Here is a 24,380-nt window from a genome sequence, read left to right on the forward strand (position 1 = left end):
GTAGCCCCGTCGAAACTTTCTCCCACGCCCGGCAGTCATCAAAAGACAGTGCGGTGCGAAGACCATCAGGCGGGAGGCGACATGGCGGCGATTCAAATGGGTATTTCAGGCTGGCTCAAACGCCTGCGGGACGTCCACCCACTGGCGAGCGTCTTCGCATCCGGCGAATCGTTGGCCAAAGGTGTGCGGCCATGACCGTTTCCGAGCCGCTCGGCGCAGCCGATGATCCGTCGCCAACCCTCACCGCCGTGCGCCGCTTCACTGTGCTGACGGTCAACACGCATAAAGGTTTTACCGCGCTCAACCGGCGTTTCATCTTGCCGGAATTGCGCGAAGCGGTGCGCAGCGTGTCTGCCGACGTAGTGTTTTTGCAGGAAGTCCACGGCGCCCATGAACAGCATCCCATGCGCTACAGCAATTGGCCGGCGATGCCGCAATACGAATTCCTTGCCGACACCTTGTGGCCGCAGTTCGCTTATGGCCGTAACGCGGTCTACCCGGCGGGCGATCATGGGAATGCGCTGCTGTCAAAATTCCAGATCATTGAGCATGACAATCTTGACGTCTCGATTAGCGGCCACGAGAACCGTGGCCTCTTGCATTGCGTGCTGCGCCTGCCCGGTGACGGCCGGGAAGTTCACGCCATCTGTGTGCACCTGGGGCTGCGCGAAACCCATCGCACCGAACAGCTCAAACTGTTGAGCCGCCGCCTTGCAGAGTTGCCGGACGATGCGCCGGTAATCGTTGCCGGAGACTTCAATGACTGGCGCCAGCGGGCCGATACGCTGCTCAAACCCTGTGGTCTGCGCGAAGTGTTCGCCGAACATCACGGCAAACCGGCGCGCAGTTTTCCGGCGCGAATGCCGGCATTACGACTCGACCGCATCTACGTGCGCAACCTCAAGGCCAACCGTCCGCAGGTGTTGGCGGCACGGCCCTGGTCACACCTTTCCGACCACGCACCGCTGTCGGTGGAGATCGAGTTATGAACATCCCGTCGGTGGAAAAAACCAGCGTGGAACACTTGGCCCCCTCCCCGACGACCGGCAAACCCGGCGTGGTCGATGTCGACTATGGCTGGCAAGGCAACAACCGGGTCGAGTTGTTGGAAAACGGCGAGGCGTATTTCCCACGGGTGTTCGAAGCCATGCGTCAGGCCAAGGCTGAAATCCTCCTGGAAACCTTCATTGTGTTCGAGGACAAGGTCGGTAACGAGATGCAGCAAGTGCTGATCGATGCAGCCCGGCGCGGCGTGCGGGTCACCGCCAGTCTCGACGGCTTCGGCTGCGGCGAATTGAGCACCGGGTTCCTGGCCGCGTTGAGCGAGGCCGGTGTGCACATTCAGATATTCGACCCGGCACCGAAGCATCTGGGCATTCGCACCAACTGGTTCCGCCGCCTGCACCGCAAAATCGTCGTGGTCGACGGAACGATTGCCTTCATCGGCGGGATCAACTTCTCCGCCGACCACTTAGGCGACTTCGGCCCCGAGGCCAAACAGGATTATTCCGTTGAAGTGCAAGGCCCGGCGGTGGCCGACATTCATCACTTTGCGCTGCTGCAATGCGGTCGACCGGCCCGCGCCAAATACTGGTGGCAGCGACGCCGGCAACGGCGTTCGGAAATGGCCTTCAACGATCATGACGGCCAGGTTCGGCTGGTGTACCGCGACAATGGCGACCACAGCACCGATATCGAAGAGGTTTACCGGTTGGTGTTGCGCAGTGCAAAGCGCCGCGTGGTGATCGCCAACGCCTACTTCTTTCCCGGTTATCGCTTGCTGCGCGAGATCCGTAATGCAGCGCGCCGTGGCGTCGATGTGCGGCTGATTCTGCAAGGCCAGCCAGACATGCTGGTGGCCAAACTCGCAGCGCGTATGACCTATGACTATCTGCTGAAGTCGGGCGTGCAGATTCACGAATATTGCGAGCGGCCACTGCACGGCAAAGTCGCGCTGGTCGATGAAGACTGGAGCACCGTCGGCTCAAGCAACCTCGACCCGTTGAGCCTGTCCATGAACCTGGAAGCCAATGTGTTGATCCGCGACCGGGCGTTCAACCGCACACTGTTCGAACGGCTTGAACACCTGAGCGACAACCACTGCAAAGCCATGTCCGTCGACACGGCCCCGCGTGGACGAATCTGGCACATGACGGTCGGCTTTCTGGTGTTTCACTTCCTGCGGTATTTCCCGGCCTGGGCGGGTTGGCTGCCGGCACACAAGCCGCGTCTGAAACCCTTCACTCAGCCGACCGGGAGTGATCAACATGTCCCGCGCTGAAGCTCACGCGACCAGCCACGCCGCGCACTCGGGAAAATCCCGCTGGAGCCGTTGGAAACGACCGCTGACGATGCTGTTTTTCCTGGCGCTGATCGTCCTGTTGACGATGCTCGCCCAGCGTCTGGAATGGAACGAAGTATTCGACACCCTGGCCGAATTCAAGGTGCGCACGCTGGTCATCGCCTCGGGCCTGACGCTGTTGAGTTTTCTGGTGTACGCCTGTTTCGACCTGATCGGCCGCAGCTACATTCGCCAGGACCTGACGTGGAAACAGATCCTGCCGGTGGGGATCATCAGCTATGCCTTCAACCTCAATTTGAGCGCGTGGGTGGGCGGCATCGCCATGCGTTATCGGCTGTATTCACGATTGGGCGTGAGCAAGGGCAATATCGCGAAAATCCTCGGCTTGAGCCTGGCGACCAATTGGTTTGGCTACATGGTGATTGCCGGCGCGGTGTTCAGCACGGGTCTGGTGCGGATGCCGCCCGGCTGGAAATTGAGCAGCGACGCATTACAAGGGGTGGGTGTGCTGTTGCTGCTGGTGAGCGCGGGCTATCTGGCGGCCTGTCGATTTTCCAAGCTTCGGGAATGGGCCATTCGCGGGGTGGAAATCAACCTGCCGTCACTGCGCATGGCGGTGCTGCAACTGGCACTGGGGGCGCTGAACTGGTCGTTGATGGCAGCGGTGATTTTTACCTTGCTGCCGAGCAAGCTGGACTATCCGCTGGTGCTGGGGGTGTTATTGATCAGCGCCATAGCCGGGGTCATCACGCATATTCCGGCGGGGCTTGGCGTGCTGGAGGCGGTGTTTGTGGCGTTGCTGCAACACGAGGTTTCGCGGGGCAGTCTGGTGGCGGGGTTGCTGGCGTATCGGGCGATTTATTTCATATTGCCGTTGTTGATTACGTTGGTGATGTATTTGATGGTTGAGGCGAAGGCCAAGTCGTTGCGGATCTCGAAGAAACCTTCATGAGGATGCGGTGAATCGAGCGCCGCCTTCGCTGGCAAGCCAGCTCCTACAGGAGCGAGCCTGCTCGCGAATCATCTCAAGTCGATTGAATAATGCTCAACCGCTCACCCACCACCATTTCGGTAATCCAGTCCACCAGGATCGAGGTGTACGCCTGCTGTGAAACGGGGTCGCTCAAGGCGTGATCGGCACCGTCGATTATCCGGTGAGTCAGCGAGTGGGTCTGCTGACAGGCCGCGCGGTAACTCATGATGGTCGCGTGGGGCACATATTCGTCGGTCTCGGATTCCACCAGCAGCACGTCACCGGTGAAATTCGAACAGGCATGCAGCGCCCGGTTGCTGTCGGCGCGGATCAGTGTGCGGCGGTAATCGCGCAGATCAATCTTGTCCAGGTCACGTTTGGGCGTGTGCCATTGATCGTCGCGGTATAGCGCCGGCACCCGCAACGCCAGCCAGCGCACTGGACGCAATGACGTCAGGATCGAGGCCAGATAGCCGCCATAACTGGTGCCGACCACGGCGATGGCCGACGTATCGAGCGCCGGGTGCGCAAGCAATCGGTCATACGCCGCCAACAGGTCGCGCAAATTGTCCTCACGGGAGACGCGCGTCAGCGGGATTCCAGTACCGCCGGTGTGGCCGCGCAAGTCGAACGTCAGGCACACGCATCCCAGACCGGCAATGCCTTTGGCCCGTTCCAGATCCCGTTCCTGACTGCCGCCCCAACCGTGCACAAACAGCACGCCAGGGACTTTGGATTTGGGGCTGAGAAAAGTCCCGCTCATCTGTTCATCGTCGATGTCGATCTGAATGGTTTCGCTTCTAGCCGTCATAGGGTTTGACCGTTACGTACTTGAGTAGAAAATCACTGTTTTCTGCTGGGCCTCGGTACACCTCGATGGCGTCCGCTGGCAGCGCTTGATCGATGTAAGTTTCCACCGAAGACACGCGAATCGCGCGCATCGCCGGATCGTTGACGAAGCTCTGCAATGCCGCCACTTCTGCACTGCTGGCACCGCCCATGCGCCAGGATTGCTCCAGCACACCACTGCGCTGTTTGCCGTTGCTGTCCAGGCCCTGGGCGATGTCATAGTTGCGCCGTGACGCATAAAAACCGGAATAGGCTTCATCGGCGGCGCTGTCGAACACCTGCGCCTGCTGGATCGCCAACCGCACATTGTCAGGCAAGGACAGCTTGAGCAAATCCTCGTAATACCCCGGTACCACCAGCAGGTTGGAACCACCGTACACCTGCTCGCCCTGCCCGTCTTCGATCAAGTATTGCTCACCGCAGTAACTCAGCACGGTGTCGCCGATAAAACTCTGGCCGACACTGTGGGTAATCACGTTGCCCAGGTCCTGCTCCAGCACCACGCCTTCGGTGAACAGCTTGCGGGCGTCGGGCCTGGCGAGGATGGCGTCGAACTGGTCGAGACTGTCGATGACTTCCTGTCCACGCCCGGCGCAGGCATGGACGGGCTTGAGGCGGATCGGGCCGTTGTAGAGCAAGTGTTCAGCCGCGGGTCGCGCATCGTCGAGAGAAAACACGCTGAGGCCATCCAGCACCACGTTACGAACGCGCTCGGAAAAAAGCGGTGACCAGCCTGGCGGGGCATGAGCTTTTTTGTTGAGCAAGCCATGGCTGATGGCTTTGGTGCAGATGAAGTCGTGGTCAACGTAACCGCCCCACAAATCTTCAGGCCCTCTTACGCCCACTTGCCGGGCGGCAGCGGCGCCCACCAGCGTCTGGGTCGGCAGCACATAAAGGTCGCGACCGTTATGCCGCTCCTGATCGAAACTACCGCCGTATTTAAGGCCCAGAATCTGCGCGAGCCAACGGGCCAGGGCACGATTGGTTTCAACTTCATGTTGCGGTGCATTGGGGTGCACGGAATGGGCGACCACCAGTTTTTTGCGGTTTGTTGGGGTCATGCGTCCCCCTTCAATTGGCGTTTGATGAGTGTAGAGGGAGGGGTGCAGAGATCAGGCCAAGCGGGGCTCGGGGCAAACCACTGTTAAATCAGGTGGTTGCTCGAACAGTAATGGCATCAGGCCTGTTTGATTCTGCACGACAGCCGATTTGCCTCCTGCATGTTGCACGATTCATGTGGGAGCCAGCCTGCTGGCGATAGCAATCTGTCAGCTACATCAGTGTTGAATGTACTGCCGCCATCGCCAGCAGGCTGGCTGGCTGGCTCCCACAGGGGATTTGAGGTGGTGCGGCTAGCGGGTAGCCGCCACCGGCGACACACCAAACCGCGTCCGGTAATCACTCGGCGCCAGCCCGGTAATCTTCTTGAACGTCGCCCGAAACGCACTCGGGTCCTGATACCCCACGGTCCAGGCAATGTGATCGATGGTGCCGTTGGTGAATTCGAGCATTTCCCGGGCCTTGCCGACTCGCAGGTGCTGGCAATATTCGGTCGGTTTGAGACCGGTCGCCGCGCGGAACCGACGCAGGAACGTACGTTCTTCCAGCGCTGCCCGCTCGGCCATGGCCGTTAGCGATACATTGGTCGCCCCGGTGCTTTGCAGCCAGTGCTGGACCTTGAGAATCGACGCATCGCCATGACTGAGAATCGGTGAAAAGTTGCTGCCGCACTCGCTCGCACTGTCGCTGTGCTCCACCACCAGAAACCGCGCCGTGCCGGTCGCAATGCTCGGCCCCAGCAAACGGTCCACCAGGCGCAACCCCAACTCGGACCAGGCCATCAGCCCGGCCGTGGTGATCAGATCGCCGTCGTCGACAATCGGCGTATCGGCCTTGAGCTTGATCGCCGGGTAACGCTCGGCGAAGGTTTTGGCCGAGGTCCAGTGAGTGGTGGCGCTGCGACCGTCGAGCAAGCCGCTTTCGGCCAATAGAATCGAGCCCACGCAGACGCCACCGAGGGTCGCGCCGCGAGCGTGTTGCTGACGAACCCATTGAAGCAACGCCTGCGGCACCTGGCCGGTGTAAAAACTGTCGATCGACGGCGGGATCAACACGGCCACCAAGGCCGAGTCCGGCGCGGGGTGACTGTCGTAGACCCGAACCGGGGCCTGATCGCCCTCCACGTGCCAATGACTGACGCGCAGCAGCGGCAACCGCGCAGCCTGATGATCGGCGGCGATCCGGTTAGCCACACCGAACAGGTCGGTCAACCCATGCACCGCAGCCATCTGCGCACCAGGATAAATCAGCACGCCCAGCTCGGCGATTGGCCTTTCTGCGTCCATTGTCAGTTTTCCCCTTTCTATTGTCGGTGCGGCCAATCCTCGGACGGCCTGCTAAACCCAATACTTCATTCCACACCCAACACGCACTTCGAGGACACCGTCATGGCCAAGCAAGCACTCATCGTAGTTGATATCCAAAACGACTACTTCCCACAAGGCAAGTGGCCGCTGGTCGGCGCCGACGCCGCGGCGGATAACGCCGTTCGACTACTCAAGGCCTTTCGTGAGGCCGGTGATTCGGTGGTGCACATCCGCCACGAATTCACCTCCGAAGCAGCACCGTTCTTTACCCCCGGTTCCGAAGGCGCAAAGTTGCACCCCAAAGTGCTCAACCGTGCCAATGAACCCGTCGTCCTCAAGCACTTCGTCAACTCGTTCCGCGAAACTGAACTAAAGTCGATCCTCGATGAGCAAGAAATCAAGGAATTGGTGGTGGTCGGCAGCATGAGCCACATGTGCGTCGACGGCATCACCCGCGCCGCCAACGACCTCGGTTACACCGTCACGGTCATCCATGATGCCTGTGCCTCACGTGACCTGGAGTTTAACGGTCTGACGGTGCCGGCCGCTCACGTCCACGCCGCGTTCATGTCGGCCCTGGGTTTTGCCTATGCCAGCGTGGTGTCCACCGACGAATTCCTGTCCCGCAATTAAACGTACGACCCACGCACCTCACCGGAGATCATCGACATGGCTACTCTGACGACTCGCGAAGGCAACACACTTTATTACAAGGACTGGGGCAGCGGACAACCGGTGGTGTTCAGCCACGGTTGGCCCTTGAGCGCCGACAGTTGGGAATCGCAGATGCTGCACTTCGCCAACAACGGTTTCCGTGCCATCGCGCATGATCGTCGGGGCCATGGCCGGTCGAGCCAGCCGTGGGACGGCAACGACATGGATCATTACGCCGATGACCTGGCCGAGCTGATCGAACATCTCGACCTGAAGGACGTGATCCTTTTTGGCTTCTCGACGGGTGGCGGCGAAGTCGCCCGCTACATCGGTCGCCACGGCACTCGACGTCTGGCCAAGGCCGGGCTGATTTCCGCGGTACCGCCATTGATGCTGAAAACCGACACCAACCCCAAAGGCCTGCCGATTGAAGTGTTTGACGGTATCCGCGCCGCGTCTATCGCCGACCGTTCGCAACTCTACAAGGACGTCGCCAGCGGCCCGTTTTTCGGCTTCAACCGCCCCGGCGCTACGTCATCGCAAGGGTTGATCGACTCGTTCTGGATGCAAGGCATGATGGGCGGTCACAAGAACACCCTGGACAGCATCAAGGCCTTCTCGGAAACCGATTTCCGTGAAGACCTGAAGAAGTTTGATGTCCCGACTTTGATCATCCATGGCGATGACGACCAGATTGTGCCGATTCAGGCCGCAGGGCTGGAGAGTAAGCGGTTGATCGAACATGCCCAACTGATTGTGTATCCAGGGGCGCCGCATGGGCTGACGGACACCCATAAAGAACAGGTGAATGAGGACATGCTGGCCTTCGCCAAGGGCTGAGAAACACCTTGAAATACTACAGGCCCGCCTTGCTGCGGGCCTTTTCGCTTGCGGTAACAAAATCTCACGCGTGAGCCGTTGATGGTGTACTTCTTTGGTTGTAGGGTTGCTCACGCGTGAGATGTTCACAACGGAGTCACCCCATGAAAAGCCGCTCCCCGTCAGACCCGCCTCGCGAGCCTGTTGCTACATCAAAAAGCCCCAAGGGAGAGCGTTCGAAACCGTCCGTGAAGAAACCATCAAGCTTCTACATGAAGCAGATGCGTGCAGGCCTGGCAGCCGCCGGCTATGTGAAACACGAAACTTGGGTGCTTCCGGAAAACCGAAGCTTGCTCAAGCACATGGAACAACAGCTACGCCAACCGATTCTGGCTGGCTCATTCATGTCGGAGAATTACATGAGCGCAAGCAACAATTGGAACATCGATAGCCTCTTTAATGCTCTCAAGGCGCTTGATGAGGTGGCTTCGCAAGAGATCACGCTTTCCCTGATCCAAAGCGCCGAACCCACCCTGAGGCTGGAGATGAACGAGTTTGGCGGTCTGCCAATCCACATCGCCGTCGCCGGTGAGCAGATCATCGTCGACACCGTTCTGGTCGACGTCGAGTCCATCAACGACGTGCCGGCCTTCAACGATGCCGTGCTGCGCAGCCGGGAAATGTTCCCGCTGTCCTCGATCGGTATCGAGTCCATGCCCAACGGCCAAGTCGTTTACAACATGTTCGGCGCGCTGAGTTCCGACTCCAGCCTGACCAACGTGGTGACCGAGGTAAAAACCCTGGTCGACAACGTCCAGCGTGCCATCGAAGCCTTCGAGCGCTTCTTCAAGTAATTATCAGGAAAGGAAGATCCAATGACTCAGTCCATCTGGAGCAAGTTGTTCACCGCGTTGCGCGGCGGCGCCACCGAAGTGGGCGAATCGATCGTCGACCAACAGGCCCTGCGCATTCTCGACCAGGAAATTCGCGATGCTGACAGCGCGCTGGCCAATGCCAAGCGTGAGCTGGTCACCATCATGGCCAAGCACAAACTGTCGGCCGACCGCGTCAGCGAGTACAACGCCAAAATCAAGGACCTGGAATCCAAGGCCATGGCCGCGATCCAGGCCAACCGCGAAGACTTGGCGCTGGAAGTGGCCGAAGCGATTTCGACCCTGACCAACGAACTTGATGTCGAGCAAAAGCAGGCCAGCGAATTCGGTGGTTACGCGGATAGCATGCGCAAAGACATCACCAAGGCCGAAGCCCGCATCAAGAGCCTGCGCCAGCAAGTAGACATGGCCAAGGCGCGCGATAGCGTACAGAAAGCCCAGGTCAGCGCATCCATCGCCAGCGGCGGCGCCAACGGCAAGCTGGAAACCGCCGTCGGCACACTGAACCGTTTGCAGGCCAAGCAGCAGCAACGCGCCGCAGAACTGCAAGCGCAGGACGAACTGGCCGACGCATCGACCGGCAACGACCTGGAGCGCAAACTGCGCGAAGCCGGCATCACGCCGAACGAAGGCAGCGCCAACGCGATTCTGGAACGCCTGAAGCAAAAATCGGCCGAGTAATCGACTCAGGTGCCGGATGCATAACCTGTGGGAGCGAGCAGGCTCGCTCCCACATTGTTTGCGTTTCAGTTTTTTCTCGTGTCGAGGTCAAGGATGGATGCCCTGAAGGGTTTCAAGATAATCGCCGGCCTGGCCATCTTCATGGTCGCGCTGCAAGTGATCAATGCCGCGACCGGCTACAGCCTTATGGCATTCGGCCTGATTCCGAGAACCGTGAATGGACTGCTCGGCATCGTCACTTCACCTTTTTTGCACGCGTCCTTTTCGCACCTGAGCGCCAACCTGGTGGCCTTTTTGGTCCTGGGTACGCTGGTGATGATCGAAGGGCTCAATCGGTTCATGGCCGTCAGTGCCATCATTATTTTGCTGGGCGGCTCGCTGGTCTGGCTGTTCGGCTTTACAGGCGTACACATTGGCGCCAGCGGCTGGGTTTTCGGGCTGTGGACGTACATTCTGTCGCGCGCCTGGTTCCAGAAGAGCTGGGGCAATGTGCTCACGGCGGGCGTCGTTGCCCTGTTGTATGGCGGCCTGATCTTTGGCTTTTTACCTCGGCGGGGCATTTCATTTGAAGGGCATCTATTCGGGGCATTCGCCGGTTTTATTGCCGCCAAAGTACTTTTATCTGCGCCACGCGGCAGATTTAATGCCGCCCGGTAAGCGCACTTGAACACTCAGATGCCGAAGCGATTGCATTGTCTCCACTCGCCTCAAGGAAACTTCCAATGGGATGGTTTAAACAGTTGATGGGGCTTGAGGCCCCGAACACGGACACAAACACCCAGTCGAAATGGACCGCCAGCGTCACGCCGCCGGTCACCGGCCCGCTGGGCCTGGCATTGGGTAAGGGCGTGATGTTCGACACCAGCCTGAGGTTGTTGCTCGACGGCAACACCACGGTGACAATCCCGGGCTCCCAGCAAATCTGGAGCGCCGGCACTATCGATCTCGGGCAGTCGACCTGGCTGTCGCGCTATTACATGAACGATGAAGACTACTGGCTGCAAGTGCACACCACCGGCGATATCGCCGGCCAGGTCGAGTCGGTGATCCTGTTCAATTACATCAGCTACATCACCATCAGCAGCGAAGCGGAGTTGCGTCGACTGGCCGGCCCGCAAAGCCTGATCGGATTGCCGACCTACACCCACAACGGTGTCGAATACACCCGCGAATGGGGCACCGATAATGGCCAGACAGAACTGGTGGCGCTGAGCGAACAGCTGAAAAATCCGGATGAGTCCTACAGCATCGAGCACCGTTCGATGCTGTACGCCCGCGAAACCGGCCTGACCGATCGCCGGGAATTCTTGTTGTTTTCCGTCGAAGAAGACGCCGAAGGCACCATCAGTTTGAGCACGTCGCTGGGCATCTCGCTGTACACCACCGACCTGAACACTTTTTAACAAGGTAGACGTCCATGCTAGAAGCACTCTCCATCTCCCTGAACCCGGCGGCCGTGCTCGGGTTTGTTTCGTACATCCTCGGCGCCGCCGTGCTGTTCGCGCTATTCCAGTTCATCTACACCCGCATCACACCGCACAAGGAGTTCGAACTGATCCGTTCGGGCAACGTGGCGGCCGCGATTGCACTGGGTGGCGCCATCATCGGCTTCGCCATTCCGGCCAGCAATGTGATTGCCTATTCGATCAGCCTCCTCGACTTCGTCGTCTGGGCGGTGATCGCTGCGTTTGTACAACTGCTGGCATTCCTGATGACCAGCCTGGTACTGAAAGGCACCTCGGAACGCATTAAAAAAGGTGAGATTGCAGCGGGCATCTATGTCGCGGCAGTGGCCATCAGCGTCGGCATGTTGAATGCCGCGTGCATGACCCCTTCCCAGAATTGATTGCGCAGCGGAGCCCCTGATGAAACGAAGCAAGTACGTTCAGCTCTCGCTGGCAGCATCGGTCGCCATGGCGATATCCGGTTGCGGGCCAACGGAAAAAACCTACCCGATACAGAAGCAGTACAACTTTCAGTCCGTTCAGCAATGCGCGGATGAAAAACTCCCGGTGGACGTCTGCTCGGACGCCTACATGACCGCCATGGCCGAGCATCGCCGTATTGCGCCGGTGTATGACAACCAGGCTGATTGCGATGCCGACTTTGTCGCCGACTGGTGCCAGCAGGATTCGGCCGGCAAGTTCATCCCCAAACTCGGCGGCTTCGAGCTCACAGCCGATGGCCAGGTGACGCAATCCCAGGTAGACGCCGCCAAGGCGCAACTGCCTGCCTCGGAAGCCAACACCGGCGGTTCGGGCTTCTCCACCAGCAGCCTGCTCACCGGGCTGTTGATCGGCAATATGCTGAGCAACAACCGCAGCAGCTATTTCTCCCAGCCGGTCTACCGCTACCGCGATAATCGCGGTAACTACGGCACTTCAACACTCAACCAGCGCATTGCCAGCGGTTCAACGTTTAACCGATCCAACCAGGCGAAGTACGGTAGCGGGTACAGCACTTCCATCAGCAAATCGGCCAGCAAGCCGGTTTCCGTTGCCTCGTCGACGTCGCGTGGCGGCTTCGGCAGCAAGGCCAGTGCACGCAGCGGCTGGGGCGGCGGGTCGAGCAGTTAAGGAAACCGGGCCATGAAGAAGATCCATTGCGCAGAGCGTCATGACTGGAAACAAACCGCCGAAGGTCTCGGCTTTATGTTCCACACCATCGACGGCGAACCCTATTGGGACGAGCGCGCGTATTACCAGTTCACGCTCAAGCAGATCGAAAACGACCTGGAAGACCCGACCACCGAGATCCATGAAATGTGCATGGACCTGGTGGCCCGGGTGGTGCAGAACGAGGAATTGCTGGAGCGCCTGAGCATTCCCCCGGCGTTCTACGACATGATTCGCACGTCATGGCTCGAAGGTCACCCGCACCTGTATGGGCGTATGGATTTCTCCTACAACGGCACCGGGCCGGCCAAGTTGCTGGAACTCAACTATGACACGCCGACCAGCCTGTATGAGGCCGCTGCGTTTCAATGGGGCTGGCTGGAGCAATGCATCGAACGTGGTTTGCTGCCCAAGCATGCCGACCAGTTCAACAGCATCGACACCAAGCTACATCAAGCCTTTGCTCAGTTGCAGCTCAAGAAACCGTTCTATTTCGCCTCGATGAAACACTCCGTCGAAGACAAGGGCACCACCGACTACCTGCGACTGGTCGCGGAGAAGGTCGGCATCGAATCACGCCACATTGATATTGAAGACATCGGCCTGACCAGTGACGGACGCTTCGTCGATCTTGAGGATCGCTGGATTCCTCATCTGTTCAAACTGCACGCCTGGGAATTCATCTTCCACGAGCCCTTCGGCGCTGCAATTGCCCAAAGTGATACGCAGTTTTTTGAGCCGGCCTGGAAGTCCATCATTTCCAACAAAGGCATCCTGCCGTTGCTGTGGGAGTTCAACAGAGGTCACCCCAACCTGCTCGCGGCGCACCTGGACACCGATCCGAATAAATCGGTGCCCAAGGGTTGGGTTCGCAAGCCGTTCTTCTCCCGGGAAGGCGCCAATATCGAGCTGCAAACCGCCGATGGCCTGATCGTGAAAGAGGACGGGCCCTACACCGATGCGCCATTTATCCTTCAGGAATTCGCGCCGCTGCCCAAGTTTGGCGACAGCTATACGCTGATTGGCTCTTGGGTGATTGGTGATCAGGCGGCCGGTATTGGTGTGCGGGAAGACAACAGTTTGATCACCAAGGATTCGAGCCGCTTTTTGCCGCACCTGATCCTCGACTGACCCATCCATCGCCGGCGTGGACATATAGTAAGACGCCCGCAAGACATATGACTGAAAAGCCGGATAATGGCGGCCAATTCGTCTAGCCCGTTATTCTGGTAATCCCCAATGGAAATCAAGGTCAACTTTCTCGACAACCTTCGGCTTGAAGCAAAGTTCGATGACTTCACCGTGATCGCCGATCAGCCTATCCGCTATAAGGGCGATGGCTCGGCACCGGGTCCGTTCGATTACTTTCTGGCTTCATCGGCTTTGTGTGCGGCTTATTTCGTGAAGTTGTACTGCGACACTCGCAGCATTCCCACCGAAAACATCCGCCTGTCGCAGAACAACATTGTTGATCCGGAAAACCGCTACAACCAGATTTTCAAGATTCAGGTCGAGTTGCCGGCGGACATCTCCGACAAGGACCGCCAGGGCATCCTGCGCTCCATCGACCGTTGCACCGTGAAAAAAGTGGTGCAAGCCGGGCCTGAGTTTGTGATCGAAGAGGTCGAAAACCTCGACGCCGATGCCCAGGCGTTGCTGATGCCTGCTTCTAACTCAGAGGCGAGCACCTATATCGCGGGCAAGGACCTGCCGCTGGAGCAGACCATCGCCAATATGTCAGCCATTCTGGCGGACTTGGGCATGAAGATTGAAATCGCTTCGTGGCGCAATATCGTGCCCAATGTGTGGTCCCTGCACATCCGCGATGCGCATTCGCCGATGTGCTTTACCAACGGTAAGGGTACGACCAAGGAAGGCGCGTTGGCGTCGGCGCTGGGCGAGTTTATCGAGCGTCTGAACTGCAACTTCTTCTACAACGACCAGTTCTGGGGCGAAGACATCGCCAACGCGCCGTTTGTGCATTACCCGGATGAGCGCTGGTTCAAACCTGGCCGCAAGGATGCGCTGCCCACTGAAATTCTCGACGAATACTGCCTGAAGATTTACAACCGCGACGGCGAACTGCGCGGCTCACATCTGATTGACACCAACTCGGGCAATGAAGAGCGCGGCATCTGTTCACTGCCGTATGTACGCCAATCGGACGGCGAAGTGGTGTATTTCCCGTCCAACCTGATTGAAAACCTGTTCCTGAGCAACGGCATGAGCGCTGGCAACACGCTGGCCGAAGCCCAGGTTCAGTGCCTGTCGGAGATTTTCGAGCGCGCGGTAAAACGCGAAATCATCGAAGGAGAATTTGCACTGCCGGATGTGCCGGCCGATGTGCTGGCGAAGTACCCCGGGATACTGTCCGGTATTCAGGCGCTGGAAGAGCAAGGGTTCCCCGTGCTGGTGAAGGATGCGTCCCTGGGCGGTGAATTCCCGGTGATGTGCGTCACATTGATGAACCCGCGTACCGGCGGTGTATTCGCCTCGTTCGGTGCACACCCAAGCCTGGAAGTAGCGCTGGAACGCAGCCTGACCGAATTGTTGCAGGGCCGTAGTTTCGAAGGCCTCAACGACCTGCCCCAGCCGACGTTTGAAGGGCATGCGGTGACCGAGCCGAATAACTTCGTCGAGCACTTTATCGATTCCAGCGGCGTGGTGTCGTGGCGCTTCTTCAGTGCCAAATCGGAGTACGAATTCGTGGAGTGGGACTTCTCCGGCCAGGGTGAAAACTCAAATGCCGAGGAAGCCGCGACCTTGTTCGGCATTCTGAAAGGCATGGGCAAAGAAGTGTACATGGCGGTCTACGAGCATATCGGCGCGAAGGCCTGCCGCATCCTGGTGCCGGACTATTCGGAAATCTATCCTGCGGACGATCTGATCTGGGATAACACCAACAAAGCGCTGTTCTTCCGCGCCGATATCCTCAACCTGCATCGCCTGGACGAAGAAGAACTGCAATCGCTGGTTGAACGTCTGGTGGAAAGTGAGCTGGACGACTACACCGACATCACCAGCTTGATCGGCATCGAATTTGACGACAATACGGCTTGGGGTCAGCTGACGATCCTGGAGTTGAAGCTGCTGATCTATCTCGCCTTGCAGCAATATGAAGAGGCGAAAGAGGCGGTGGAAATGTTCCTGCAGTACAACGACAACACGGTTGAGCGTGGTTTGTTCTACCAGGCCGTCAATGTGGTGCTGGAAATGAAGCTGGACGAAGACCTGGAATTGGAAGACTACGAGGCCAATTTCCGCCGGATGTTTGGCAACGAGCGTACGGATGCAGCCATCGGATCGGTGGACGGCAGCGTGCGCTTCCACGGCTTGACGCCGACCAGCATGAAACTGGAAGGGCTCGACAGGCACCTGCGCTTGATCGAGAGCTACAAGAAACTGCACTCGGCACGGGCCAACGTGACCACGTTATCCAGTTAACGGTGCCCACAAAAAAGCGAAGCCAGATGGCTTCGCTTTTTTTTACTGACTGGATAGCTGCTTTTTTAGAACGGAATATCGTCGTCAAAGCTGTCGAAATCCGGAGCCGGCTGAGGCGCAGCCTGCTGCTGTGGAGCCGGACGCGACTGTTGCGGTGCCGACGACTGCTGCGGACGCGGAGCCTGCTGGCGTGGAGCCGGGGCGGACTGCTGGTAGTTGTTGCCCCCGCCTTGTTGGTCGCCCTGTTGTGGACGGCCGCCCAGCAGTTGCATGGTGCCTTGCATGTCGACCACGATTTCAGTGGTGTAACGCTTGATACCGTCTTTTTCCCACTCGCGGGTCTGCAGCTTGCCTTCGATGTACACCTGCGAGCCTTTACGCAGGTATTCGCCGGCGATTTCCGCAACCTTGCCGAACATCGAAACACGGTGCCATTCGGTCTTCTCGACCTTCTGACCGGTTTGCTTGTCGGTCCATTGTTCGCTGGTCGCCAGACTCAGGTTGGTCACGGCGTTACCGTTAGGCAAGTAGCGAACTTCGGGATCCTGGCCGCAAGTGCCGACCAATATGACTTTGTTAACCCCACGGGCCATAACGTTCTCCTAGGCTACGCACGCTGCCTCGGCCGGGTTGTTCACCAGGCGCTCGAGGGTGGTGCGATCCAATAGTTCGGTGTCCAATTTGATGTAAATCGCCGCTTCGTCTGCGACGATCACTGCATCTGTTACCCCTACGACAGCCTTCAGGCGCTCGACCAGACCCGCTTCGCGGATCGCCTCGGGCGACAACGGCAAGCGCAGACTCGTCACGTAGGGAGGTTCGCGCATGGTAACAGCAAAGGCCAGCCAGAGGGCAGCGAGACCGGCGCACCCAAGGAACACAACCGACAGACCGCCATGCTGATACATCCAGCCGCCGAGGATACCGCCCAGTGCCGAACCGAGGAACTGGCTGGTGGAATAAACCCCCATCGCCGTGCCCTTGCCACCTGCTGGTGAAACCTTGCTGATCAGCGAAGGCAACGAAGCTTCCAGCAGATTGAACGCTGTGAAAAACACCACAGTCCCGATCACCAGAGCCCGCAAGCTATCGCCGAACTGCCAGAAGAATAGCTCAGTGAGCATCAGCGTCACGACGGCGCCGAGTAAAACTCGTTTCATTTTGCGTTTTTTCTCGCCGTAGATAATGAACGGGATCATGGCGAAGAAGGAAATCAGCAGTGCGGTCAGGTACACCCACCAGTGCTGCTCTTTAGGCAGACCGGCTTTTTCGACCAGTGCCAAAGGTAATGCAACGAAGCTCGACATCAACATCGCGTGCAACACAAAAATGCCGAGGTCCAGGCGCAACAGGTCCGGGTGCTTGAGCGTCGGCATCAACGCCTGACGCGCGACACCAGACTCGCGATGCTGCAACGGCCCGGTGGATTTCGGCACCATGAACATCACGATGACGATGCCTAACAGCGCCATGCCGCCCGTAGCGATGAACAGCCCGGACAGGCCGAAGGCACGGGTCACCAATGGCCCGACCACCATGGCGACAGCGAACGACAGGCCAATCGTCATGCCGATCATGGCCATCGCTTTGGTCCGATGCTGCTCGCGGGTGAGGTCTGACAACAAAGCCATGACGGCGGCAGAAATCGCCCCCGCGCCTTGCAGGACTCGTCCGGCGATAACGCCCCAGATCGAATCGGCATTGGCCGCCAATACGCTACCCAGGGCGAAGACAATCAGCCCCAGGTAAATCACCGGACGGCGACCAATACGGTCGGAAATGATACCGAAAGGAATCTGGAAGATTGCTTGGGTCAGGCCGTAAGCGCCGATCGCCAGCCCGATGAGGGCCGGTGTTGCGCCTGCCAGATCCATCCCATAGGTCGCCAGTACCGGCAACACCATGAACATGCCAAGCATACGGAAGGCGAACACCAGGGCCAGACCGCTTGCTGCGCGGGTCTCACTGCCACTCATGCGTTCGCTGTGGGGATCGTGCATGGAAAAACCTCATGTGAACCGGCCGCGATTCTACCAGTCCCATCGAATGACAGGGTATATCGCGACGCTTTGACGCGTTCGGCTGACAGACTCTTCATGTAAGACAATCACCCACTCGTTTGACAGTGTGCATCCATCCAGTATTTGGCCGTATACTCCTACGTTTTCGACGCCCGCCAAGCGAGGCTACTTTGGACAAGATCCTGATTCGTGGGGCCCGGACCCACAACCTGAAGAACATCGACTTGACCCTGCCACGGGACAAACTGATCGTCATCACCGGCCTGTCCGGGTCGGGCAAATCGTCCCTGGCGTTCGACACGCTGTACGCCGAAGGCCAGCGCCGCTACGTCGAATCGTTGTCGGCCTACGCCCGGCAGTTTTTGTCGATGATGGAAAAACCTGACGTCGACACCATCGAAGGTCTGTCGCCTGCCATTTCCATCGAACAGAAGTCGACCTCGCACAATCCGCGATCGACAGTCGGCACCATCACCGAAATCTACGACTACCTGCGACTGCTGTATGCACGCGTAGGTATTCCGCGCTGCCCGGATCACGACATTCCACTGGAAGCGCAGACCGTCAGCCAGATGGTCGACCTGGTCCTCGCCCAACCGGAAGGCAGCAAACTGATGCTGCTGGCGCCGGTGATCCGCGAGCGCAAAGGCGAACATCTGTCGGTATTCGAAGAATTGCGCGCGCAAGGTTTTGTGCGGGCGCGAGTCAACGGCCGGCTCTGCGAGCTGGACGAACTACCAAAACTGGATAAACAGAAGAAGCACACGATCGATGTCGTGGTCGATCGCTTCAAGGTTCGCGCCGACCTGCAACAGCGTCTGGCCGAGTCGTTCGAGACCGCACTGAAGCTGGCGGACGGCATTGCGCTGGTTGCGCCGATGGACGACGAACCGGGTGAAGAGATGATCTTCTCCGCCCGCTTCGCTTGCCCGATTTGCGGCCATGCCATCAGTGAACTGGAACCCAAGCTCTTCTCTTTCAACAACCCGGCCGGCGCCTGCCCGACCTGTGATGGCCTGGGCGTGAAGCAGTTTTTCGACATCAAGCGCCTGGTGAACGGCGAGCTGACACTGGCCGAGGGTGCGATTCGTGGCTGGGACAGGCGTAACGTCTATTACTTCCAGATGCTCGGGTCGTTGGCGTCCCACTACAAATTCAGCCTGGAAGTACCGTTCAACGAACTGCCGGCCGATCAGCAGAAATTCATCCTGCATGGCAGCGGCTCGCAGAACGTCGATTTCAAATACCTGAACGACCGTGGCGACATCGTCAAGCGCTCGCACCCGTTCGAAGGCATCGTGCCGAACCTTGAACGCCGCTATCGCGAAACCGAGTCCGCTTCGGTGCGTGAAGAGCTGGCCAAGTTTCTCAGCACTCAGCCATGTCCGGATTGCCGAGGCACGCGCCTCCGTCGCGAGGCGCGGCACGTTTGGGTGGGTGAGAAGACGCTGCCGGCAGTGACAAATCTGCCGATTGGCGACGCGTGTGATTACTTCGGCGTGCTGAAGCTGACTGGCCGTCGCGGCGAGATCGCCGACAAGATTCTCAAGGAAATCCGCGAGCGACTGCAGTTCCTGGTCAACGTGGGGCTCGATTACCTGTCGCTGGATCGCAGTGCCGACACCTTGTCCGGCGGTGAAGCGCAGCGGATTCGTCTGGCCAGCCAGATTGGCGCTGGTCTTGTGGGCGTTCTGTACATCCTCGATGAACCGTCGATTGGTCTGCACCAACGGGACAATGATCGACTGCTGGGCACACTCAAGCACCTGCGCGACATCGGCAACACGGTGATTGTGGTCGAGCACGACGAAGACGCGATTCGCCTGGCGGACTACGTTGTGGATATCGGTCCGGGCGCTGGCATACACGGCGGGCATATTGTTGCCGAAGGTACACCGGCCGAGGTCATGGCTCACCCTGACTCGTTGACCGGCAAGTACTTGTCGGGTCGGGTGAAGATTGCCGTTCCGGCCAATCGCACACCGCGCAACAAGAAGTTGTCGCTGTCGCTCAAGGGTGCTCGCGGCAACAACTTGCGCAATGTCGACCTGGACATTCCGATCGGTCTGCTGACCTGCGTGACCGGCGTGTCCGGCTCCGGCAAGTCGACGCTGATCAACAATACGCTGTTTCCTTTGAGCGCTACGGCCCTCAACGGCGCTACGACGCTGGAAGCTGCCGCGCACGACAGCATCAAGGGCCTGGAGCATCTGGACAAGGTCGTCGATATTGACCAAAGCCCAATCGGCCGGACGCCGCGCTCCAACCCTGCCACCTACACCGGACTGTTCACACCGATTCGCGAGCTATTCGCCGGCGTCCCGGAGTCTCGTTCACGGGGTTACGGTCCGGGCCGCTTCTCCTTCAACGTAAAGGGCGGACGTTGCGAGGCCTGCCAGGGCGACGGTTTGATCAAGGTGGAAATGCACTTCCTGCCCGACATCTATGTTCCTTGTGACGTCTGCAAGAGCAAGCGCTACAACCGCGAAACCCTTGAGATCAAGTACAAGGGCAAGAGCATCCACGAAACCCTCGAGATGACCATCGAGGAAGCCCGGGTGTTCTTCGACGCGGTTCCAGCACTGGCGCGCAAACTTCAGACGCTGATGGATGTTGGCCTGTCGTACATCAAGCTGGGGCAATCGGCGACCACGCTGTCCGGTGGTGAGGCGCAGCGGGTCAAGCTATCCCGCGAACTGTCCAAGCGCGATACCGGCAAGACACTGTACATCCTCGATGAGCCAACCACTGGCCTGCACTTCGCGGATATCCAGCAACTGCTCGATGTGCTGCATCGCCTTCGCGACCACGGCAACACCGTGGTGGTGATCGAGCATAACCTCGACGTGATCAAGACCGCTGACTGGTTGGTGGACCTTGGACCGGAGGGCGGTTCCAAGGGCGGGCAGATCATTGCTGTTGGTACACCGGAAGAAGTGTCCGAGATGAAGCAGTCTCACACTGGCTTCTACCTCAAGCCGCTGCTGGAGCGCGATCGGGCCTGAATCCAGCGCAAAAAAAAACCCCTGTCACTTGCTCAGTGACAGGGGCTTTTTTTGTATCGGTGCAATCAGGCGTGAGATTGCAGGTAGTTCTCGAGACCGATCAACTTGATCAGACCCATCTGCTTTTCAAGCCAGTAGGTGTGGTCTTCTTCGGTGTCATGCAATTGAACCCGCAGCATCTCGCGGCTGACATAGTCCTTGTGCTGTTCGCAAAGCTTGATGCCCTTGCAGAGCGCGGCGCGGACTTTGTATTCCAGTCGCAGGTCGGCGGCGAGCATGTCCGGCACGGTGGTGCCGACATCAAGGTCGTCCGGACGCATGCGAGGTGTGCCTTCAAGCATCAGAATCCGACGCATCAGGGCATCAGCATGCCCGGCCTCTTCTTCCATTTCGTGGTTGATACGTTCGTAGAGCTTGGTGAAACCCCAGTCCTCATACATCCGCGAATGGACGAAATATTGATCACGCGCCGCCAATTCGCCGGTCAGCAACGTGTTGAGGTAATCGATTACGTCTGGGTGGCCTTGCATCGCCCTACATCTCCCTGCTTGAAAGTTTGTAGTTTGAACCAAGGCGACCGCTTGGTCACTTCGTTTGCACGATAAAAGCGAAGATATTCTGAGAAAAGTGGTTTAAATAACGCAAAAACCGCCCAATCGAGGGCGGTTCTGCTTCTCATTTAGACTTCGTTAAGCTGTACGTTGAGCAGCTTTGCGATTGCGTCTCCATACGCCGGATCGGCTTTGTAGAAATGCTGCAATTGGCGGTCAACCACATCGCAAGAAACCCCGGCCATTGCGCCGGCAATGTTGCTGACCAGCAACGCTTTCTGCTCGTCGTTCATCAAACGGAACAACGCACCGGCGTGGCTGTAATAATCGGTATCTTCGCGGTGATCGTAGCGATCCGCCGCACCGCTCAACGCCAATGGTGGCTCTGCATAGCGAGGCGCTTGCTTAGGCGATTCAACGTAGCTGTTCGGCTCATAGTTAGGCGCCGCACCGCCGTTACTGCCAAACGCCATCGCCCCATCACGCTGGTAGCTGTTCACCGGGCTGCGAGGCGCATTCACCGGCAGTTGCTGGTGATTGGTGCCGATGCGGTAGCGGTGAGCATCCGCGTAAGCGAATACACGACCTTGCAGCATGCGGTCAGGCGAGAGACCGACACCCGGCACCATGTTGCTCGGACCGAACGCCGCTTGCTCGACTTCCGCAAAGTAATTAAGTGGGTTGCGGTTGAGCTCCAGCTCGCCGACTTCGACCAGTGGAAACTCTTTCTGCGACCAGGTTTTGGTCACATCGAACGGGTTCTCGTAATGCGCCGCGGCTTGGGCCTCGGTCATGATCTGGATGCACACACGCCATTTCGGGAAGTCGCCGCGCTCGATTGCACCGAACAGATCACGCTGGGCGTATTCAGGGTCGGTACCTGCCAGGCGTGCAGCGTCTGCCGGTGCGAGGTTTTTGATCCCTTGTTGGGTCTTGTAATGCCATTTCACCCAGTGCCGCTCGCCATTGGCGTTGATCAGGCTATAGGTGTGACTGCCGAAGCCGTGCATGTGACGGTAGCCGTCAGGAATGCCGCGATCCGAGAACAGAATGGTGACCTGGTGCAGCGCTTCAGGTGAGTGCGACCAGAAGTCCCACATCATCTGCGCACTTTTCAAGTTGCTTTGCGGCAGGCGTTTTTGAGTGTGGATGAAGTCCGGAAACTTCAAAGGATCGCGGATGAAGAACACGGGCGTGTTGTTGCCAACGATGTCCCAGTTACCTTCTTCAGTGTAAAACTTCAGGGCAAAACCACGTGGATCGCGCTCGGTGTCGGCCGAACCACGCTCACCGCCGACGGTGGAGAACCGCAGGAACGTTGGGGTTTGCTTACCGACGGACTCGAACAGTTTGGCACTGGTGTACTCGGTGATGTCACGCGTAACGGTGAAAGTACCGTAAGCACCCGAGCCCTTGGCGTGTACACGGCGCTCCGGGATGTTTTCGCGGTTGAAGTGAGCAAGCTTCTCGATCAGGTGAAAGTCGTCGAGCAGCAGCGGGCCACGAGGGCCGGCGGAGCGGGAATTCTGGTTATCGGCGACAGGAGCGCCACTGGCGGTGGTAAGCGTTTTACTTTGGCTCATGCGATCTCTTCCTTTGTCAGTCTATAACTGCCGGCTAATCGGCTGAGAAGGAGTATTGATCACCAACGTTACACCTACAAATTCATTAACCTTTCAGTAGCGATAGAAAATAACTAACAGCGAGGCACTTTTCGAACGCCCACAAAAAACCGGGCACTAGGCCCGGTTTTTCGTTTCAGACTGACGTCTTACTCGGCGGTTACAGCTTCGCCGGCAGTAGCACGATCAACCAACTCGACGTACGCCATAGGCGCGTTGTCGCCAGTGCGGAAGCCGCACTTGAGGATGCGCAGGTAGCCACCCTCACGGGTAGCGTAACGCTTGCCCAGGTCGTTGAAGAGCTTACCAACGATAGCTTTCGAACGAGTACGGTCGAAAGCCAGACGGCGGTTAGCCAGGCTGTCTGTCTTGGCCAAAGTGATCAGCGGCTCAGCAACGCGACGCAGTTCTTTAGCTTTCGGCAGTGTAGTTTTGATCAGCTCGTGCTCGAACAGCGACACTGCCATGTTTTGAAACATGGCCTTGCGGTGCGAGCTAGTGCGGCTCAGGTGACGACCACTTTTACGATGACGCATGGTTCATTCCTTACCAAACACGACGTTCGGTGATTACGACGATCAGGCAGTCGCCTTGTCGTCCTTCTTAAGACTTGCAGGCGGCCAGTTGTCGAGGCGCATGCCGAGGGACAGACCGCGGGAGGCCAGAACGTCCTTGATTTCAGTCAAGGATTTCTTGCCAAGGTTCGGAGTCTTCAACAGCTCTACTTCGGTACGCTGAATCAGGTCACCGATGTAGTAGATGTTTTCCGCCTTAAGGCAGTTAGCCGAACGTACAGTCAGTTCCAGATCGTCAACCGGGCGAAGCAGGATCGGATCGATCTCGTCTTCCTGCTCGACAACCACTGGCTCACTGTCACCTTTGAGATCGACGAACGCAGCCAACTGCTGTTGCAGAATGGTTGCAGCGCGGCGGATAGCCTCTTCAGGATCCAGAGTACCGTTGGTTTCCAGATCAATAACCAGCTTGTCCAGGTTAGTACGCTGCTCGACACGGGCGTTTTCCACCACGTATGCGATACGGCGAACCGGGCTGAACGAAGAGTCAAGCTGCAAGCGACCGATGCTGCGGCTTTCGTCTTCATCGCTCTGACGCGAGTCTGCCGGTTCATAACCACGACCACGAGCTACGGTGAGCTTCATGTTCAGGGCGCCGTTAGACGCCAGGTTAGCGATTACGTGATCGGGGTTAACGATCTCGACATCATGATCCAGCTGAATATCGGCAGCGGTAACCACCCCCGAACCCTTCTTCGACAAGGTCAGCGTAACTTCGTCACGACCGTGCAGCTTGATAGCCAGACCTTTAAGGTTCAACAGGATTTCAATTACGTCTTCCTGTACGCCTTCGATGGCGCTGTACTCATGGAGTACACCGTCAATCTCGGCCTCGACTACTGCACAGCCGGGCATTGAGGACAACAGGATGCGGCGCAGCGCGTTGCCCAGGGTGTGGCCGAAACCACGCTCGAGAGGCTCGAGAGTGATCTTGGCGCGGGTTGGACTGACAACCTGCACATCAATGTGGCGGGGTGTCAGGAACTCATTTACCGAAATCTGCATGGATG

Annotated in this window: 23 protein-coding genes; 14 read left to right on the forward strand and 9 right to left on the reverse strand. The window is 58.3% G+C overall.

Features of this window, described 5'->3' with window-relative positions:
* Positions 1–191: 191 nt before the first annotated feature.
* Genes ACA048_RS26235 through ACA048_RS26245 form a run of 3 tightly spaced genes read left to right on the forward strand, consistent with a single transcriptional unit; the run spans position 192 to position 3,254 of the window.
* Positions 192–989, forward strand: a complete 798-nt coding sequence (locus ACA048_RS26235) for an endonuclease/exonuclease/phosphatase family protein (RefSeq protein WP_497626909.1) — start codon at positions 192–194, stop codon at positions 987–989.
* Entirely contained in the window at positions 986–2,281 is a 1,296-nt protein-coding gene (gene clsB / locus ACA048_RS26240) for a cardiolipin synthase ClsB (RefSeq protein ID WP_497626910.1), read from the forward strand. The genes ACA048_RS26235 and clsB overlap by 4 nt, the downstream gene beginning before the upstream one ends.
* Positions 2,268–3,254, forward strand: a complete 987-nt coding sequence (locus tag ACA048_RS26245; protein ID WP_497626911.1) for a lysylphosphatidylglycerol synthase domain-containing protein — start codon at positions 2,268–2,270, stop codon at positions 3,252–3,254. Before clsB ends, ACA048_RS26245 begins: the two co-directional genes overlap by 14 nt.
* 73 nt (positions 3,255–3,327) lie before the next feature.
* Here ACA048_RS26245 and ACA048_RS26250 read toward each other — a convergent pair whose 3' ends face one another.
* The 3 genes from ACA048_RS26250 to ACA048_RS26260 form a co-directional block, all read right to left on the reverse strand.
* Positions 3,328–4,086 (reverse strand): alpha/beta hydrolase family protein, encoded by a 759-nt coding sequence (locus ACA048_RS26250; protein ID WP_497626912.1) that lies wholly within the window; start codon positions 4,084–4,086, stop codon positions 3,328–3,330.
* Positions 4,076–5,185 carry a DUF3182 family protein gene (locus ACA048_RS26255; protein WP_497626913.1) on the reverse strand — a complete coding sequence of 370 codons (1,110 nt, stop codon included), beginning with the start codon at positions 5,183–5,185 and terminating at the stop codon, positions 4,076–4,078. The genes ACA048_RS26250 and ACA048_RS26255 overlap by 11 nt, the downstream gene beginning before the upstream one ends.
* Positions 5,186–5,476: 291 nt before the next feature.
* Positions 5,477–6,469, reverse strand: coding sequence for a GlxA family transcriptional regulator (locus ACA048_RS26260; RefSeq protein ID WP_497626914.1), 993 nt, complete (start codon positions 6,467–6,469; stop codon positions 5,477–5,479).
* A gap of 102 nt (positions 6,470–6,571) precedes the next feature.
* Here ACA048_RS26260 and ACA048_RS26265 point away from each other — a divergent pair, with 102 nt between their 5' ends.
* From ACA048_RS26265 to ACA048_RS26310, 10 genes are all read left to right on the forward strand, one after another.
* Positions 6,572–7,123, forward strand: a complete 552-nt coding sequence (locus tag ACA048_RS26265; RefSeq protein WP_497626915.1) for a cysteine hydrolase family protein — start codon at positions 6,572–6,574, stop codon at positions 7,121–7,123.
* Positions 7,124–7,159: 36 nt separating this feature from the next.
* Positions 7,160–7,984 carry an alpha/beta fold hydrolase gene (locus ACA048_RS26270; RefSeq protein WP_497626916.1) on the forward strand — a complete coding sequence of 275 codons (825 nt, stop codon included), beginning with the start codon at positions 7,160–7,162 and terminating at the stop codon, positions 7,982–7,984.
* Between the two features lie 143 nt (positions 7,985–8,127).
* Positions 8,128–8,817: a YjfI family protein gene (locus ACA048_RS26275; protein ID WP_497626917.1), complete on the forward strand. Its 690-nt coding sequence runs from the start codon at positions 8,128–8,130 to the stop codon at positions 8,815–8,817.
* A 21-nt stretch (positions 8,818–8,838) separates the two neighbouring features.
* The gene (locus tag ACA048_RS26280) at positions 8,839–9,537 is read left to right on the forward strand and encodes a PspA/IM30 family protein (RefSeq protein ID WP_477790166.1); all 699 of its coding nucleotides are present in this window, start codon (positions 8,839–8,841) and stop codon (positions 9,535–9,537) included.
* A 93-nt stretch (positions 9,538–9,630) separates the two neighbouring features.
* Entirely contained in the window at positions 9,631–10,194 is a 564-nt protein-coding gene (locus ACA048_RS26285; protein WP_497626918.1) for a rhomboid family intramembrane serine protease, read from the forward strand.
* Positions 10,195–10,259: 65 nt separating this feature from the next.
* Complete coding sequence (locus tag ACA048_RS26290; RefSeq protein ID WP_497626919.1) at positions 10,260–10,940, forward strand: DUF2491 family protein; 681 nt, start codon at positions 10,260–10,262, stop codon at positions 10,938–10,940.
* Between the two features lie 14 nt (positions 10,941–10,954).
* A complete protein-coding gene (locus tag ACA048_RS26295) occupies positions 10,955–11,383 on the forward strand; it encodes a DUF350 domain-containing protein (protein ID WP_027924370.1) in 429 nt (142 codons plus the stop codon).
* A gap of 19 nt (positions 11,384–11,402) precedes the next feature.
* Entirely contained in the window at positions 11,403–12,113 is a 711-nt protein-coding gene (locus ACA048_RS26300) for a DUF1190 domain-containing protein (RefSeq protein WP_497626920.1), read from the forward strand.
* Positions 12,114–12,125: 12 nt separating this feature from the next.
* The gene (locus ACA048_RS26305; protein ID WP_497626921.1) at positions 12,126–13,283 is read left to right on the forward strand and encodes a glutathionylspermidine synthase family protein; all 1,158 of its coding nucleotides are present in this window, start codon (positions 12,126–12,128) and stop codon (positions 13,281–13,283) included.
* Positions 13,284–13,391: 108 nt separating this feature from the next.
* The gene (locus tag ACA048_RS26310) at positions 13,392–15,596 is read left to right on the forward strand and encodes an OsmC domain/YcaO domain-containing protein (protein WP_497626922.1); all 2,205 of its coding nucleotides are present in this window, start codon (positions 13,392–13,394) and stop codon (positions 15,594–15,596) included.
* Positions 15,597–15,661: 65 nt separating this feature from the next.
* Here the strand turns inward: ACA048_RS26310 and ACA048_RS26315 are convergent, their stop codons facing one another.
* Positions 15,662–16,189 carry a single-stranded DNA-binding protein gene (locus ACA048_RS26315; RefSeq protein ID WP_017341065.1) on the reverse strand — a complete coding sequence of 176 codons (528 nt, stop codon included), beginning with the start codon at positions 16,187–16,189 and terminating at the stop codon, positions 15,662–15,664.
* 9 nt (positions 16,190–16,198) lie between these two features.
* A complete protein-coding gene (locus ACA048_RS26320) occupies positions 16,199–17,596 on the reverse strand; it encodes an MFS transporter (protein ID WP_497626923.1) in 1,398 nt (465 codons plus the stop codon).
* A 191-nt stretch (positions 17,597–17,787) separates the two neighbouring features.
* On the opposite strand from ACA048_RS26320, the gene uvrA reads away from it, so the two are divergent.
* Positions 17,788–20,622 (forward strand): excinuclease ABC subunit UvrA, encoded by a 2,835-nt coding sequence (gene uvrA / locus ACA048_RS26325; protein ID WP_497626924.1) that lies wholly within the window; start codon positions 17,788–17,790, stop codon positions 20,620–20,622.
* A 65-nt stretch (positions 20,623–20,687) separates the two neighbouring features.
* On the opposite strand, the gene bfr is transcribed toward uvrA, so the two are convergent.
* The 4 genes from bfr to ACA048_RS26345 form a co-directional block, all read right to left on the reverse strand.
* Positions 20,688–21,152 carry a bacterioferritin gene (gene bfr, locus ACA048_RS26330; RefSeq protein ID WP_007943775.1) on the reverse strand — a complete coding sequence of 155 codons (465 nt, stop codon included), beginning with the start codon at positions 21,150–21,152 and terminating at the stop codon, positions 20,688–20,690.
* 149 nt (positions 21,153–21,301) lie between these two features.
* Entirely contained in the window at positions 21,302–22,756 is a 1,455-nt protein-coding gene (locus tag ACA048_RS26335) for a catalase (RefSeq protein WP_497626925.1), read from the reverse strand.
* Between the two features lie 188 nt (positions 22,757–22,944).
* Positions 22,945–23,331, reverse strand: coding sequence for a 50S ribosomal protein L17 (rplQ, locus tag ACA048_RS26340; protein ID WP_140671918.1), 387 nt, complete (start codon positions 23,329–23,331; stop codon positions 22,945–22,947).
* Between the two features lie 42 nt (positions 23,332–23,373).
* Complete coding sequence (locus ACA048_RS26345) at positions 23,374–24,375, reverse strand: DNA-directed RNA polymerase subunit alpha (protein ID WP_003186012.1); 1,002 nt, start codon at positions 24,373–24,375, stop codon at positions 23,374–23,376.
* Positions 24,376–24,380 lie beyond the last annotated feature (5 nt).

The sequence above is a fragment of the Pseudomonas sp. LBUM1659 genome (assembly GCF_059716045.1).